Origin of the sequence: Pseudoxanthomonas sp. LjRoot125 (assembly GCF_964252705.1) — a bacterium.
Classification (GTDB): Bacteria; Pseudomonadota; Gammaproteobacteria; order Xanthomonadales; family Xanthomonadaceae; genus Pseudoxanthomonas_A.
Window position 1 is genome coordinate 1,238,712 of sequence record NZ_CAXUOY020000001.1, and the last position, 14,404, is coordinate 1,253,115.

Consider the following 14,404-nt stretch of genomic DNA (forward strand, 5'->3'; position numbering starts at 1 on the left):
TACCGGGGTGCCGGCGCGGACGCCGGTCAGCGCGCCGACGGGAACTGCAGCTGCCCCAACGGCCCGAACATCCGGAACGGCACCGATTCCAGCCGCATGCCGCGGTTGGCCTGCACTACGAAATGCAAGTGCGGCGCGGTCGAGAAGCCGGTGTTGCCGGACAGCCCGATGTATTGGCCTTTGCGGACGTACTGGCCGACGCGCACCTGCACACCCTCGGCCTTCAGGTGCGCGTACAGCGCCATGCTGCCGTCGCTGTGCAGGATGCGGATGAAGTTCGCGCGGCCGCCGTATTTCTCGCGGTTCAGGCCGGCCTTGTCGAAGTCGGACTCGACCTGCATCACCAGCCCCTCGCGCGCGGCGACGATCCGGGTGCCTTCCGGCACCGCGAAGTCCACCGCATGCAGGTTCTGCGCATCGCTGTGGCTGAAGCGGCCGCCGGGGCCCTGGTCCACGCGCACGCGCCCGTAGTCGAACGGCAGGCGGTAGTCGTAGTCCTGCGGCCGGCTACCGGGATCGCCGGGCATGCCGTCCAGGGTCAGTTCGAAATCCCCGCCGCGCAGCGGATCGGTCACGCTGATGTTGGCCACCAGCACGCTGCTGCGTGCCGGCACCACGGCGCGGGCGGGCAGGGCAGGAGCGCTGCGCACGTCGCGCTGGCGGCGGAAACCCAACTGCACTTCCACCGGCCCGTGCATCAGGTTGTCGGCCCAGGCTTCGTAGCGAAGACCCTGTTTCTCCAGGCGCAGCCGCACCAGCGCGCTGGGTGGATTGCGGAAGCGCACCACGTCCAGTGCGTTGCCAGCCAGTTGGTCCGGCGGCGGCGGCTGGTCGCCGTACTGGGTGTACCCCTGTTTGTCCTTCCAGCGATAGAGACGCGCGGCGGACAGGTCACCGACGCTGGCGAGCAGCAGGGCCGCGCCGCAGAGCGCTGCCATGGCCCGCACAGCGTTCACCGCAGGCAGTCTTCGCGGAGCTTCAGCGCGTGGCCGATGTCGCGCAGGTCGAACGCGGCCAGCGACACGTCGTTGTGCAGCGCGAACAGTGCGCCCGCTGGAAAGCGTTGGGTCGGCATGGCGTAGATCGTCTCGCCGTCGGTGTTGGCGGTCACGCGGCCGGAGAAGACGCCGGCGGGGGCGAGGGTGGCGCGATCGAACACCCGGAATCGGGTTGGCGTCAGCTGGTCGACCGCGACCCAATAACCGTCCTCTGCACTGCACGCCCAGAGCGCAACGCCTTCGGCATCGGCGTCGAACGTGGGCAGGCTGTGGCCGCGGTAGCGTCCGGCCAGCGAGTAGTCGCGCAACGTCGAGCCGACCCGACGATCTTCCTCGGCGATCATCAGACGATCGTGCACGGCATCGCCGGCGATGGACTCGACCATGCGCAGTGCGCCGGCCGGACCGGTGTCGCCGAACTGCTCCACCAACGCAGCTTCCAGCTTGCCGCCTTCTTCCACGCGTACCCGGAAGCGCTTCACGCGGCCGTCCAGCGCCTCCATCGGCGGCAGCGTCATGGTGCGGAAATCGGCCATGAAGCTGTCCGTGACCAGGAGCTCCAACTCGCCCGGCGCGGTTTCGTGCACCCACAGGCCGTAGGGCGCGCGCAGGGCGTCGGCGCCGAAGGCACCCAGCGGCGCGAACTCGGGCAGGCGGAAGGCCTGGATGCGGTGGTTGTCCCTTTCCGCCACGAACAGCAGGTCGCCGAATACGGCAATGCCGTTGGGGCGGTTGAACTGGCCGACCGCCGAACCCGGGCCGCCGACCGTGCGTAGGCGCTGTCCGGTGTCGGCGTCGTACAGGGCCAGGTGGTGGGTGGCCTTGGCGGTGGCGATCAGCCAGACGCTGCCGTCTTCGGTGGGCCAGGCGACCAGGGAGTCCAGTTCGTCCCCGGGCACCGGCTCGGAGACCCAGGCTTCCGGGACGATGGCATCTGCCGCCGTCTTGGGGGCGGGGGCCGGGGGCGTGGAGGTGTGCAGGGGGGCGGTGGAGCAGGCGGCCAGCAGCGCCGCGCAGAGACCGCCGATAAGGCATTTCCGGATCATGGCGCGAATTATGCGTGATCCCACGGGAGCGGGGCAGCGTGACTGGGTTCAAAGTCCATCGCTTCATCCGAATAAAGCGATTGACATCTGCCCCGGCGCCCGGCAAAGTACGCTCACCATCGAGACCGGCAGAGGGACAGGCCCGAAGAAGCCGGGGCAGCCAGCGACGCGCAAGCGCCGTGGTGGTGCCAAATCCTGCGGGGACCTCTGCGTCTGCCGGAAGATGGTTCGTACCGTGCCCTCAGCACGGCGAACGCGAGCTCCGCGAAGCTCGGTGGTGTAGTCCCGTCCCGCGAGGGATGCCCACCGGAAGCCGCCATGAGTTACGCCAGTCCCGCGCTGAACCGCCTTGCCGAACCGTCGTCGATCGACAGTGCGGCGATTCCCTCGTTCCAGGACGACGCACCGCGTGCCCTGCGGGGCGAGGTCGTGGTCGAGCTGTCGATGCGCCACGCCGGCAACCGGGCGGTCACGCTGCGCTACGAGTTGCAGGGCGTGGTCGGCGCACCGGTGGTGTTCGTCGCCGGCGGCATTTCCGCGCATCGCCACCTCGCGGCGAGCGATGTGTTCGCCGAAGCCGGTTGGCTCAACGCGCTTGTCGGCGAAGGCCGTGCGTTGGATCCGGCGCACAGGCAGCTGCTCGCGTTCGACTTCGTCGGCGCCGACGGCCGCCTCGACGCCCCGATCGATACGGCCGACCAGGCCGACGCCATCGCCAAGCTGCTGTCGGCGCTGGGCATCGCGCGCCTTCAGGCTTTTGTCGGCTATTCCTACGGCGCGCTGGTGGGCCTGCAGTTCGCGGTGCGCCACCCCGAGCGCGTGGAGAAGCTGATCGCGGTCAGCGGCGCGCACCGCGCCCATCCCTATGCCGCCGCGTGGCGCGCGCTGCAACGTCGCGCGGTGACGCTCGGCCAGCTGCAGTGCGCGGACGCGCAAGGCCTGTCGCTGGCGCGCCAGTTCGCGATGCTGAGCTATCGCACGCCGGAGGAATTCGGCGAGCGTTTCGACGCGGCGCCCGAGATCGTCAACGGCCGCGTGCGCGTGGCTGCCGAGGATTACCTGGATGCCGCCGGCGCGCAGTACGTCGCACGTACGCCGGTGAACGCCTACGTGCGCCTGTCCGAATCCATCGATTTGCACCGCGTCGACCCCGCCGACGTGCGCGTGCCCACGCTGGTGGTCGCCGTCGAAGGCGACCGCCTGGTGCCGCTGTCCGATTCCGTGGCGCTGGTGGAAGGCCTCGGCACGCTGGGCCAGTTGCGCGTGCTGCGCTCGCCCTACGGCCACGACGCCTTCCTGAAAGAAACCGACCGCATCGATTCCATCCTGACCTCGGCCCTGCGCGCCGCCGGAGATTCCGCATGAGCAGCTACACCCCCACCGATACCGACGCGCCCTGTCGTCCCGCCACGGCCGCCGTGCGCGCCGGGATCGACCGCGACACCGCCTATGGCGCGGTGACGCCGCCGATCGTGCTGTCGTCCAACTTCAGTTTCGCGGGCTTCGCGCAGAAGCGCGAATACGACTACACCCGCAGCGGCAACCCGACCCGCGACCTGCTGGCCGAAGCGCTGGCCGAACTGGAAGGCGGCGCGGGCGCCGTCGTCACCGCCACCGGCATGGGCGCGATCACCCTGGTGCTGAATGCGCTGCTGGAGCCGGGCGACCGCCTGGTCGTGCCGCACGACGCGTACGGCGGCAGCTGGCGCCTGTTCAATGCGCTGGCGAAGAAGGGCCACTTCGAGCTGATTACCGCTGATCTGACCGATCCGCGTTCGCTGGCCGATGCACTGGCGCAATCGCCGAAGCTGGTGTTGATCGAAACCCCGTCCAACCCGCTGCTGCGGATCACCGACCTGCGCTTCGTTATCGAGGCTGCGCACAAGGCGGGCGCGCGCACGGTGGTGGACAACACCTTCCTGTCGCCGGCGCTGCAGACGCCGATCGCGTTCGGTGCCGACCTCGTGCTGCACTCCACCACCAAGTACATCAACGGTCACAGCGACGTGGTCGGTGGCGCGGTGATCGCGCGCGATGCGGAGACCCATCAGCAGTTGGTGTGGTGGGCGAATGCGCTGGGCCTGACCGGCTCGCCGTTCGACAGCTTCCTGACGCTGCGTGGCCTGCGCACGCTGGACGCCCGCCTGCGCGCGCACCAGGAGAACGCCGACGCCATCGCCGCGTTGCTGGAGACGCATCCTGCAGTGTCGAAGGTCTACTTCCCGGGCCTGGCCACCCATCCCGGCCATGCGGTGGCGGCGCGCCAGCAGAAGGGCTTCGGCGCGATGCTGAGCCTGGAGCTCGAAGGTGGCGAAGAAGCCGTGCGCGCGTTCGTCGAGGGCCTGCGCTACTTCACCCTGGCCGAGTCGCTGGGCGGCGTGGAGAGCCTGGTGGCGCATCCGGCCACGATGACGCACGCGGCGATGACGCCGGAAGCGCGCGCCAAGGCCGGCATCTCCGACGGCCTGCTGCGCCTGTCGGTCGGCATCGAAGCCACGGACGACCTGCTGGCCGATATCGCCGCGGCGCTCGCGCGTGCCGAGGCGGTCGTGGCCGACTCCAAACGCAAGCTCGCCGACGCATGAGTACGGTCGTCCCGCTGCGCACCGCCGCACGCCGCGCACCGCGGCTCGCGCTGCTGGGTACGGGCGTGGTCGGCAGCGCGCTGGTGGCGCGCTACCAGCGCTTGCAGGCGCGAGACGTGCCGCTGCCGACGCTGGCCTGGCTCGCCAACTCCCGCGCCCTGCACGACTGCGCAGGCGCGCCGCAACGCGCGCTGCAAGCAGCCAATCGCGCCGACGCGCGCGCCGACGATCTGCCGCCATGGGCGGAAGCCGAAGCGCTGCACGCAGGCGACATCGTCATCGATGCGACTGCCAGCGACGCCGTCGCGGGCTGGCACGCCGAGTGGCTGTCGCGCGGCGTGCATGTTGTGACCGCCAACAAGCTGGGCGCGGGCAGTGCACTTTCACGCGCGCAATCCATCGAACACGCAGGGGTGACATCGGGCGCACGGTATGGCGAAGCCGCGACGGTCGGTGCGGGCCTGCCGTTGCTGCGCAGCCTGCGCGCGCTCGTGGCCGGCGGCGACCGCATCCACCGCGTCGAAGGCGTGCTGTCCGGGTCGCTGGCCTGGTTGTTCAACCAGTACGACGGCATGCGTCCGTTTTCCGGCTTCGTCCGCCAGGCGCGTCAGGCGGGCTATACCGAACCCGATCCGCGTATCGACCTGTCCGGCGAGGATGTGCGCCGCAAGTTGCTGATCCTCGCGCGCGCCGCGGGCCTTCCGTTGGAGCAGGCCGATGTGCGGGTGGAATCGCTGGTGCCCGCCGAACTTTCGGCGCTGCCCCTGGACAGCGTCGATGGCGCGCTTGGTCAGTTGGATGCGCCGTTGGCGGCGCGTTTCAAGGATGCGTACCGCAACGGTGGCCGGCTGCGCTTCGTCGGGCGTTTCGACACGGAACGCGCAAGCGTCGGCCTGCAGGTGCTGCCGGCCGATCACGCGCTGTGCGGCGGCAGCGGCACCGACAACCGGGTGGCGATCTACAGCGACCGCTACGACGAGCAACCGCTGGTGGTGCAAGGTCCCGGCGCCGGCGCCGACGTCACCGCCGCCGCGTTGCTCGATGACGTGCTGGCGATCGCGACGGCGCGCTGATCGCCCGGGCATCCATCACTTCAGCGCGGACAACAAGGCCGCGTTGAAGCGCGCGGGTGCTTCGACCTGCGGCGAGTGGCCAAGGTCGTTGAATTCGACCAGCGTGGCGCCGGGGATGGCGGCGGCGGTCCGTTTGCCCAGTGCCGGATAGTTGCCCAGCGTCTTCGCGATCTCCGGAGGCGCCAGATCCTTGCCGATCGCGGTGCGGTCCTTCTGGCCGATCAGCAGTGTGGTCGGGGCCGTTATCTGCGGCAGTTCGTACACCACCGGCTGGTTGAACACCATGTCCGAGGTCAGCGCCTGGCTCCACGCCACGGCCTCGCGGCCCTCGCCGGCGTACATGCCGCCCAGCATCTGTACCCACTGTTCGTAGGCCGGCTTCCAGTCACCGCCGTAGTACACGGTGCGCTGGTAGTCGCGGATGCTGTCGAATGTCGTCTTCTTCTCGCGCGCATGCCACGCATCGATGCTTCGCCAGGGCACGCCCTCGGCCTTCCAGTCTTCCAGGCCGATCGGATTGACCAGCACCAGGCGCTCCGTCGCCTGTGGGTACTGCAGCGCGAAGCGCGCCGCCAGCATGCCACCCATCGAGTGGCCGACCACCGTCGCGCGCTCGATGCCGAGCTGTTCCAGCAGCCCTCGCGTATTGCCGGCGAGTTGGGCGAAGGAATACTGGTAGCGCTGCGGTTTGCTCGACTTGCAGAAGCCGATCTGGTCCGGCGCGATCACGCGATAGCCGGCATCCGTCAGCGCCGCGATCGTGGCGTCCCAGGTCGCGGCGCAGAAGTTCTTGCCATGCAGCAGCACGAGGGTGCGCCCGTTGGGCGTGGGGGGCGCGACATCGAGATAAGCCATCTCGAGCGGCTGGTCCTGCGACGTGAATGCGTAGGTCTTCACCGTATGCGGATAGGCGAAGCCTTCCAGGCGCGCGCCATAGCGCGCGGGTGACGCCGTCTGGGCAACGGAAGCGCCGGCGAGGGACATCGCCGCGATGGCGAGCATCGAAGAAGCAATCTTCATGGGAGGATCCGCAACGTGGGGCGTCAGCGTATCGCGGATGTGTTGCGATCCCGTCAATCGGGCGGCGTGCGCGAGGTGGGATGGTGCGGTCCACGCAGCGCGAGGTGGCCATCGCAGACGAGCTCGCCGGGATCGCGTCGCACGTGGTCGGCATCGGGCAATGGCGAAGGCGATGGCGAGGCTTCGTAAAGCGCCCAGCCATTCCGCCCGTGGGCCTTCACTTCATACAGCGCGCGATCCGCCAGCGAGACGAGTTGCTCCCACCCCAGTAGATCGGGTGCTTCGGGAAAGGGCGGATAGCCGATCACGCCGAGCGAGGCCGTCACCTCGAGGCGCGTGCCGGCGACATCCACCGGTTCGCTGGCGATGGCCGTGCAGATGCGCCGGCCAAGCGCGTGCAGGTCGTGCCGCGGCATCGGCCGGAACACCATCAGGAATTCCTCGCCGCCCCAACGGATCACGTAGTCGCCATCGCGCGACAAGGTGCGCAGGCGGTGCGCGACGGTCTGCAGCACGTGGTCGCCGGCCTGGTGGCCCTGGCCGTCGTTGATCGACTTGAAGTGGTCGATGTCGAGCAGCACGAATGCCAGCACGTCCACGCCCGTGGCGAACTTGGGCATGCGCTGGTAGTACGCGATGTCGGCCGGTAGCTGGCGGGTCAGGTAGCGGCGGTTGTGCAGGGCGGTCAGCGGATCGGTGAGGCTGATCGCTTCGAGCTGCCGGTTGGCCTGCTGCAGGTCCAGCGTGCGCTGCTGCACGAGGCGCTCCAAGGCGACGTTGCGGTTGTGGTGCCGCCGCAGCACCCAACGGTTGGACAGCAGCACCAGCACGCCAAGCGCCATCGCCAGCAGCACGTAGAACCAGGGGCTCTCGTAGAAGTAGGGCGCGATGGTGAACGCCTGGGTCGCTGCCGCGCGCCCGGAGACGCCGCTGTTGTTGGTGCCGAGCACTTCGAACACGTACCGCCCGGCAGGCAGGTTGGTGTAGGTCGCGCTGCGCTGGTGCGGATCATCCAGCAGCTTCCACGCTTCGTCGTAGCCTTTCAGCCGGTAGCGGATGTCGATGTGGTCCGAGGCCTGGAAGCTCAGCGTGGTGAATTCGAACCGCAGGTCGCGTGCGGCGTTGGGCAGCGACCATGTCGCCGCCGCATCGGCGGGCTGCCACCGGCCCTGGACCTGCACGCGCTCGATCACCGATTCGGGCACGTAATCGTTGTCCAGCGGCTGGTTCGTCGCCATCACCACCACGCCGTCGCGGGTGGGCAACCACACCGCGTTGTCGGTCATGAAGCCGCGGCTGTTGCCGGCGCCGTTGCAGCAGTCGCCCTTCTGGCCGCCATGGCGGTCGCCGCGTTCGTTGAGCAGCGTGCGCGCCATGACGCGCTTGGCGGGGTCCTGCGTGGCCGCGAGGATGTCGGCCACCGGCACCCGGTAGATGCCGCGCAGCCCGCCGACCCAGAGGAAACCGTTGCCGTCCTCGGCGAAGAAGAACGGGGCGTTCGCGGGAATGCCGCGCGTCTTGTCGAGCCGCGTCCAGCGCTGGCCATCGAACACCAGCATCACTTCCTCGGACAGCGCGCCGGCGAGCCACTGGCCGCCGGCCAGTTCATGCAGCGCGACGATGTGCGGTGCCTCCACGCCGGTACCGGTGAGCGGAACCGGCACCAGGCGCTCGTCGATGAATTCGTACAGCCCGCTCTGCGTACCCACCAGCATTCGCCCGTCGCGCGTTTCCAACAGGACGCGGACGCGTGCGTCGCGCAAGCCGGCTTTCGTGGCGTAATGGTGCAGGCGGTCACCGCCATCCCAACGATAGAGCCCCGTGCTGGTGGCGAACCACAGTCGTCCCTGGCGGTCGCGCACGATGCCGTTCACCTGCGCGGCATCCAGGGCATCGAGCATGCGCGGTCGCTGCACCCGGCCGTCGCGGTACAGCGCAACGCCGTCGCGCGTGCCGATCCAGGTCTGGCCGTCTTCCGGCAACAGGCTGTAGGCGGCGGGATGCGGCAACGCGGGCCCGGGCACGAGCAGGCGGAAGCGGCCGTCCTCGAGCACGCTCACGCCATCGTCGCTGCCTACCCAGATCCGGCCATCGGGACCTTGCGCCGTCGACCACAGCAGCGGCTGCAGCAATCCTTCGGCGCGGCTGTAGCGGCGCGTCCAGCCATTCCATGCGCGGCTGACGCCCTCGTTGTTGCTGCCCAGCCAGAGGTTGGATTCGCGGTCTTCGTAGAACGCACGGATCTCCGCCAGCGGCCCGTCGCCGGGGATCCGCTCCAGCAGCCGGCCCCGGCGCAAGCGGTAGACGATGTCGCGCGTGCTCGCCCACAGGATGCCGTCGCGATCTTCGTACAGCGCCTGGATGCCGCCGCTGGCGGCCGCCACGTCGCCATGGCGATGCCATTGGCGCCCCATCAGGACGAACAGACCCGCATCGGTACCCGCCCACAGGCGGCCATCGTGGCGTGCCAGCGAGGTGATCGTGTTGAGCGATGCGGCGTCCGGTAGGGGCAGCGTGCGCTCGCCGTCGCCATCGAATACATGGACGCGACCCCGGCCACCCACCCACAGCGTGCCGTCCTCATCGACGTGCAGGGCCAGCGCGCCGCCGTCGGCGAGGGGGTGCAACATCTCCAGGCGACCGTCGGCGACCACCATCACGCCGCGACTGGTCGCCACCAGCAGCCGTCCGGCGGCATCGGCCGACAGGGCGAGCACATCGGTCACCCCGGCCGCTTCGCCCGGTGCCAGCGGCACGGCGCGGATGCGGTTGCCTTCCCGTACGGCCAATCCCTGCGGCGTACCGATCCACAGGCGGCCGTCGCGGTCGGTGCGCAGCGCCTGGATCCAGGTGCTGGGCAATTCAGGCGTGTTGTCCAGGTCGAAGTTGGTGAAGCGCACACCGTCGAAACGGCTCAGGCCCGCCTGGGTGCCGAACCAGAGGTAGCCCGGCTTGTCCTGGGCGATCGCCAGCACGCTGAGTTGGGGCAGGCCCTGCTCCAGGCTCCAGTGGTTGCGGACGTAGTGATGGAACGACTTGGAGGGGTCCAGCGCGTGTGCGGACGGGCAAAGCAAGGCCATCCCGCCCAGCAGGGGCAGGCACCAGGCCGCCAGTCGACACCGCCAGGAAGGCCGGCCGCGGCAGGTCTTGTCCGTGTGATCGGACAGGGCGCGTCTCCGGTAAGTGGGTTTACCTATACCGTATCGGCGCGCACGCTGGCGTCTAAAGGGGTGACAACCTGAATGGGAAAGGTCGTGGCCCGGGTACGGCCAAGGGTCGCACCCCGGGGGATGCAGGGTCGTGTCGGAGCCCCGGGTTTCGCTGCGCTCTGCCCGGGCTACGCGGGCTCGGCCTTGTTCGTGGGGATCTGCCGAACCCGTGCCCTGACGATGTATTCGTTCAACACTCGATGACGTTGACCGCCAGCCCGCCGCGGCTGGTCTCCTTGTACTTGTCCTGCATGTCGCGGCCGGTGTCGCGCATGGTCTTGATGACCTTGTCCAGGCTCACCTTGTGCTTGCCGTCGCCGCGCATCGCCATGCGGCTGGCGTTGATCGCCTTCACCGCGCCCATCGCGTTGCGCTCGATGCACGGGATCTGCACCAGGCCGCCGATCGGGTCGCAGGTCAGGCCGAGGTTGTGTTCCATGCCGATTTCCGCCGCGTTCTCGACCTGGCTCGGGCTGCCGCCCAGTGCCGCGACCAATCCGCCGGCCGCCATCGAACAGGCCACGCCCACCTCGCCCTGGCAGCCGACTTCGGCGCCGCTGATGCTGGCATTTTCCTTGTAGAGGATGCCGATGGCCGCCGCGGTGAGCAGGAAGTCGAACACGCGCTGCTCGCTGTTGCCCGGGCAGAAACGATCGTAGTAGTGCAGCACCGCCGGGATGATGCCGGCCGCACCGTTGGTGGGCGCGGTAACCACGCGGCCGCCGGCGGCGTTCTCCTCGTTCACGGCCAGCGCATACAGGTTCACCCAGTCCAGCACGGTCAGCGGATCACGCATCGCGGCCTCCGGCTTGCTGGACAACTCGCGATGCAGCGTCGGTGCACGACGCGACACATGCAGGCCGCCGGGCAGCGTGCCTTCCTCGCGGATGCCGCGCGCCATGCACGACTGCATCGCGTTCCAGATCGCGCGCAGGCCGTCGCGGATCTCGTCCTCGCTGCGCCAGGCCTTCTCGTTCTCGAACATCAACGCGGCGATGCTCAAGCCGCTGCGCTGGCATTGCGCCAGCAATTCGTCGCCGCTCTTGAACGGGTACGGCAGCGGCGTCTCGTCGGCGACGATGCGGTCCACCGCCGCGTCGTCCTGGTTGACGACGAAACCGCCGCCGACCGAGTAGTAATCACGCGTGGCGATCACCTCGTCGCTGGCGTCGTACGCGGTGAAGCGCATGCCGTTGGTGTGGTACGGCAGCTTCTGCCGCTTGTTCATCAGCAGGTCGCGCTTCTCGTCGAAGGCGACCTCGTGTGTGCCGCCCAACAGGATGCGCTTGCCGGTGCGGATGCGCTCCAGCGCCGGCGGGATGATGTCGGGATCGATCTCGTTGGGATAGTGGCCTTCCAGGCCCATCAGCACCGCCTTGTCGGTGCCGTGCCCACGCCCGGTCAGGGCGAGCGAACCGAACACTTCGGCACGGATGCGCGCCACGTCCTGCAGGCGCCCGGCATCGACCAGCCAGCGCGCGACGAAGCGCGCCGCGGCGCGCATCGGCCCCACGGTATGCGAGGAACTGGGACCGATGCCGATCTTGAACAGGTCGAACGTACTGACTGCCATGCTGCGAGCCGCTGCGGAAAGGCGGCTATTCTAAGCAGGTACGCGCCCGTCGCCTTTCACTCCTTGCCTGCAATGCCCCTGATCCTCTACCAGCGCGACGACTGCCACCTCTGCGACCTCGCCCTCGACGTGCTCGCGAATGCGCGGATTCCCGAGTTCGAAAGCGTTTTCATCGACGAGGACGACGTGCTGGAAGCGCGCTACGGCATTCGCGTACCCGTGCTGCATCGCAGCGACACGGGTGCGGAGCTGGACTGGCCGTTCGGCGCCGACGCCGTGGCCGCCTTCCTGCAACGCTGAAGCTGTCCGTCCGCGAAACGGTGGCTGCACGCGGCATCCCGGCGTGAGCGTGACGGGCTAGGCTGGCGCCGTCTGTACATGGGGGGTCGCCGATGGGTCGGATGCGATGGGGGGTGTTGGCGCTCGCCGTGGTCGCGATCGGCGCGCCGATCGCCCTCGGCCAAACCCCGGGCGAAGACGACGCGGCCTTGCGCCGCATGCACGACGCTTTCGTCGAGGCCTTCATCGACAGCCAGGGATTCGGCAAGCGGCGGGTCACGCCGATGATGGCGCGCATGCGCCACTACCAGTTCGAAGGCGTAGGCGAGAAAGGGCGCTGCGTGTTCGACGTCGAACTGGTCGGCGTCGCCCGGCACGATCCCCCCGTCGTCCATCGCGCGGGGTTCATGGGCTTCCAGCATCGCGACGACGATGCTGCGGTGCCTGCCTTACCGACATCGACCCGCAGGCTGCAAGCGTGGGAGCGCGAGGCCTTGGCCCGGTTGATCGGTGGCACCGATATCGTGGTGCAAGCAGGACCAGGCGGCGAGCGCGCGATGGCACCCATCCGCGCCCGCCCGGATTGCCTGGCGTGCCATCGCACCCATCGCGAGGGCGATGTATTGGGCGCCCTCAGTTACGGGCTGGGCCGCATCACCGTGGCGCCGGATGCGAACGACCGGCGCGACTGCCGGCCCCAAGGGATCAACGCGGCCTCAACACGACCTTCGTACTGATCGCGACCTCGTTCGGGATCGTCGAGGTGTCTGCCCAGTCGCCGCCGCCGACGCCGAAGTCCAGCCGCTTCACCGTCGCTTTCCCGGTCAGCACCGGCTGCGCGCCGGGCGTCCAGGTGAACGTCAGCGTCACCGGCTTGCTCGCACCGCGCAGCGTGAGCGTGCCGTCGGCCGCGTACTGGTTGCCGCCCAGTGCGCGGAACTTGGTCGCCGTGTAGCGTGCCTGCGCGAACTTGCCCACATTGCAGAAATCGCTCGACACCAGCGTATCGTCGCGGTCCTTGTTGCCGGTCTGCGTGCCGGCCAACTGGATGGCGACATCCAGCTTGCTGGTGGCCAGCTGCTTGGGGTCGAAACTCATCGTGGTGGCGAAGCTGCCGAACTTGCCGGTGAAGGTTTCGCCCTGGTAGTTGCTGGCGAACACCAGCGTCGAGCCAGGGGCCTGCACATAATCGGCCGCCGCCGCCTGGCCCGCGGTGGCGAGCAGCAGGGAGGCGAGCGCGAGGCGCGCGCGATCAGGGGTTTTCATCGGGGGAATCCTGCGGAGTGGGGGAAGAGGGAGCGGGCGCCGCGACGGGTGCCGGTGCAAGGGCCTTGCGGCGTCCCGGCAGCATGCGGGTGAGCGTGGTGTCGCCCTGGAACAGGTGGTGGTACAGCGCCGCACCGGCGTGGGCGACCACCAGCACCACCAGCACCCAGAACAGCAGCTCGTGCGCGCCTTCGGCGGCTTCGTGCACACCGTCGTTGCGGCCGGTGATCGCCGGCAGGTTGAACAGCTTGAACCACTGCAGCGGATAGCCGGCCGACGAATTGAGCACCCAGCCGGACAACGGAATCGCGAAGAGCAGGGCATACAGCAGCACGTGCGTCACCGAGGCGATGCGCTGCTGCCACGTGGGCGTGCCGGCGACGGGCGCCGGGGCGCCTGCGTACACACGCCAGAGCACGCGCAGCACGACCAGCGCCAGGATCGTCAGGCCGATCGACTTGTGCAGCGCGTAGATGTTGATCTTGCGCGGCCCGTTGGGCAGGTCGCCCATGGTCAGGCCGATATACGCCATCACCAGGATCAGCACGACGATGACCCAGTGGAACAACTGGCTTACCGCACCCCACTGTTCGTCGGTGTTCTTCAAGGTCATGGCGTCGGCTCCGGCGGTGGTGGTGGGGAAGGCAGTGTGTCGGTGGCCGGCGCGTCATCGTCGGCCTTGCCGTCGTAGGTGGCCTCGGCTTCGATGCGCAGTTCCACCTCGTCGCCGATCACCGATTTCCATGCGGTGATGCCGAAGTCGGCGCGGCTCAGCGTGGTGGTGGCGGAAAAGCCCACCGTGCGCCGGAACGGCGGCATCGGATGGCGCTTTGCGGCGTTGAGGACCACATCCAGGACGACCTCGCGCGTGACGCCGCGCAGGGTCAGGTCGCCGTGCACGCGGGCGTGCGTCGCATCGACGGGTTCGACGCGGGCGGAGACGAAGCGGGCTTCGGGATGACCCTCGGCATCGAGCAGGGATTTCGCCAGCGTGGCCTTGTTCCAGTCGGCGTCGCCGAGGTCCGCGCGGGCGATCGGCACGCGTACGTCGACCCTCGCGCGGGTCCAGTCATCCGGATCGAACACCAGCGTGCCGTTGCTGCCGGACACGGTACCGAGGGCCTTGGAGAACCCCGCATGCGAAATGGCGAACATCACGCGCGTGTGGACCGGGTCCAGCCGGTACTCGGCCAGCGCATCGCGCGCGCGCGCCGCGGCGGGCAACAAGGCCAGCAGGAAGAGCGAACTCAGCAGCAGGCGGCGGGCGGACGATCCGGACATGGGACGGATTCTAGGGGCCGGCCCATGAAGATACCCCGCTTGCACGTGCAACGGTCCGTTGCGACGATGCCGGA

12 protein-coding genes, 1 pseudogene and 1 riboswitch are annotated in these 14,404 nt (G+C 68.9%); of the genes and pseudogenes, 5 read left to right on the top strand and 8 right to left on the bottom strand.

Annotated features, from left to right (window positions below; all coding sequences use genetic code 11):
- Nucleotides 1-26: 26 nt before the first annotated feature.
- A complete protein-coding gene (locus ACSION_RS05610) occupies nucleotides 27-938 on the bottom strand; it encodes a peptidoglycan DD-metalloendopeptidase family protein (protein ID WP_435305205.1) in 912 nt (303 codons plus the stop codon).
- A 14-nt stretch (nucleotides 939-952) separates the two neighbouring features.
- On the bottom strand, nucleotides 953-2,044 hold the full coding sequence (locus ACSION_RS05615) for a phytase (RefSeq protein ID WP_435305206.1): 1,092 nt from the start codon (nucleotides 2,042-2,044) through the stop codon (nucleotides 953-955).
- 113 nt (nucleotides 2,045-2,157) lie between these two features.
- A riboswitch (SAM riboswitch) is annotated at nucleotides 2,158-2,274 on the top strand.
- An 88-nt stretch (nucleotides 2,275-2,362) separates the two neighbouring features.
- On the opposite strand from ACSION_RS05615, the gene metX reads away from it, so the two are divergent.
- From metX to ACSION_RS05630, 3 genes are read left to right on the top strand one after another with little or no spacing between them, the layout of a single operon-like run.
- Complete coding sequence (gene metX, locus ACSION_RS05620) at nucleotides 2,363-3,409, top strand: homoserine O-succinyltransferase MetX (protein WP_435305207.1); 1,047 nt, start codon at nucleotides 2,363-2,365, stop codon at nucleotides 3,407-3,409.
- A complete protein-coding gene (locus ACSION_RS05625) occupies nucleotides 3,406-4,629 on the top strand; it encodes an O-succinylhomoserine (thiol)-lyase (RefSeq protein WP_435305208.1) in 1,224 nt (407 codons plus the stop codon). Before metX ends, ACSION_RS05625 begins: the two co-directional genes overlap by 4 nt.
- A complete protein-coding gene (locus ACSION_RS05630) occupies nucleotides 4,626-5,702 on the top strand; it encodes a homoserine dehydrogenase (RefSeq protein ID WP_435305209.1) in 1,077 nt (358 codons plus the stop codon). The genes ACSION_RS05625 and ACSION_RS05630 overlap by 4 nt, the downstream gene beginning before the upstream one ends.
- A gap of 15 nt (nucleotides 5,703-5,717) precedes the next feature.
- Here the strand turns inward: ACSION_RS05630 and ACSION_RS05635 are convergent, their stop codons facing one another.
- From ACSION_RS05635 to ACSION_RS05645, 3 genes are all read right to left on the bottom strand, one after another.
- Nucleotides 5,718-6,722, bottom strand: coding sequence for an alpha/beta fold hydrolase (locus ACSION_RS05635; RefSeq protein WP_435305210.1), 1,005 nt, complete (start codon nucleotides 6,720-6,722; stop codon nucleotides 5,718-5,720).
- Between the two features lie 53 nt (nucleotides 6,723-6,775).
- Complete coding sequence (locus ACSION_RS05640; RefSeq protein WP_435305211.1) at nucleotides 6,776-9,802, bottom strand: two-component regulator propeller domain-containing protein; 3,027 nt, start codon at nucleotides 9,800-9,802, stop codon at nucleotides 6,776-6,778.
- A gap of 319 nt (nucleotides 9,803-10,121) precedes the next feature.
- Nucleotides 10,122-11,504 carry an L-serine ammonia-lyase gene (locus ACSION_RS05645; protein ID WP_435305212.1) on the bottom strand — a complete coding sequence of 461 codons (1,383 nt, stop codon included), beginning with the start codon at nucleotides 11,502-11,504 and terminating at the stop codon, nucleotides 10,122-10,124.
- Nucleotides 11,505-11,576: 72 nt separating this feature from the next.
- Here ACSION_RS05645 and ACSION_RS05650 point away from each other — a divergent pair, with 72 nt between their 5' ends.
- Both ACSION_RS05650 and ACSION_RS05655 read left to right on the top strand, forming a co-directional pair.
- A complete protein-coding gene (locus ACSION_RS05650; protein ID WP_435305213.1) occupies nucleotides 11,577-11,804 on the top strand; it encodes a glutaredoxin family protein in 228 nt (75 codons plus the stop codon).
- Between the two features lie 101 nt (nucleotides 11,805-11,905).
- Entirely contained in the window at nucleotides 11,906-12,520 is a 615-nt protein-coding gene (locus tag ACSION_RS05655; RefSeq protein WP_435305214.1) for a hypothetical protein, read from the top strand.
- Here ACSION_RS05655 and ACSION_RS05660 read toward each other — a convergent pair.
- The 3 genes and pseudogenes from ACSION_RS05660 to ACSION_RS05670 all read right to left on the bottom strand — a co-directional run bounded on the left by ACSION_RS05660 (nucleotide 12,489) and on the right by ACSION_RS05670 (nucleotide 14,330).
- Nucleotides 12,489-13,049: a YceI family protein gene (locus tag ACSION_RS05660; protein ID WP_435305215.1), complete on the bottom strand. Its 561-nt coding sequence runs from the start codon at nucleotides 13,047-13,049 to the stop codon at nucleotides 12,489-12,491. The genes ACSION_RS05655 and ACSION_RS05660 overlap by 32 nt on opposite strands.
- A gap of 46 nt (nucleotides 13,050-13,095) precedes the next feature.
- Nucleotides 13,096-13,662, bottom strand: a pseudogene (locus tag ACSION_RS05665) (cytochrome b); the annotation flags it as partial.
- The gene (locus tag ACSION_RS05670) at nucleotides 13,659-14,330 is read right to left on the bottom strand and encodes a YceI family protein (RefSeq protein WP_435305216.1); all 672 of its coding nucleotides are present in this window, start codon (nucleotides 14,328-14,330) and stop codon (nucleotides 13,659-13,661) included. The pseudogene ACSION_RS05665 and the gene ACSION_RS05670, both read right to left, overlap by 4 nt.
- Between the last annotated feature and the right edge of the window lie 74 nt (nucleotides 14,331-14,404).

Excerpts from the sequence above, each read along its gene's own strand:
- ACSION_RS05635 (WP_435305210.1), bottom strand. The coding sequence starts at position 6,722 with ATGAAGATTGCTTCTTCGATGCTCGCCATCGCGGCGATGTCCCTCGCC.
- ACSION_RS05670 (WP_435305216.1), bottom strand. The coding sequence starts at position 14,330 with ATGTCCGGATCGTCCGCCCGCCGCCTGCTGCTGAGTTCGCTCTTCCTG.
- ACSION_RS05655 (WP_435305214.1), top strand. The coding sequence starts at position 11,906 with ATGCGATGGGGGGTGTTGGCGCTCGCCGTGGTCGCGATCGGCGCGCCG.
- ACSION_RS05630 (WP_435305209.1), top strand. The coding sequence starts at position 4,626 with ATGAGTACGGTCGTCCCGCTGCGCACCGCCGCACGCCGCGCACCGCGG.
- ACSION_RS05660 (WP_435305215.1), bottom strand. The coding sequence starts at position 13,049 with ATGAAAACCCCTGATCGCGCGCGCCTCGCGCTCGCCTCCCTGCTGCTC.
- metX (WP_435305207.1), top strand. The coding sequence starts at position 2,363 with ATGAGTTACGCCAGTCCCGCGCTGAACCGCCTTGCCGAACCGTCGTCG.
- ACSION_RS05645 (WP_435305212.1), bottom strand. The coding sequence starts at position 11,504 with ATGGCAGTCAGTACGTTCGACCTGTTCAAGATCGGCATCGGTCCCAGT.
- ACSION_RS05640 (WP_435305211.1), bottom strand. The coding sequence starts at position 9,802 with ATGGCCTTGCTTTGCCCGTCCGCACACGCGCTGGACCCCTCCAAGTCG.
- ACSION_RS05625 (WP_435305208.1), top strand. The coding sequence starts at position 3,406 with ATGAGCAGCTACACCCCCACCGATACCGACGCGCCCTGTCGTCCCGCC.
- ACSION_RS05650 (WP_435305213.1), top strand. The coding sequence starts at position 11,577 with ATGCCCCTGATCCTCTACCAGCGCGACGACTGCCACCTCTGCGACCTC.
- ACSION_RS05610 (WP_435305205.1), bottom strand. The coding sequence starts at position 938 with ATGGCAGCGCTCTGCGGCGCGGCCCTGCTGCTCGCCAGCGTCGGTGAC.
- ACSION_RS05615 (WP_435305206.1), bottom strand. The coding sequence starts at position 2,044 with ATGATCCGGAAATGCCTTATCGGCGGTCTCTGCGCGGCGCTGCTGGCC.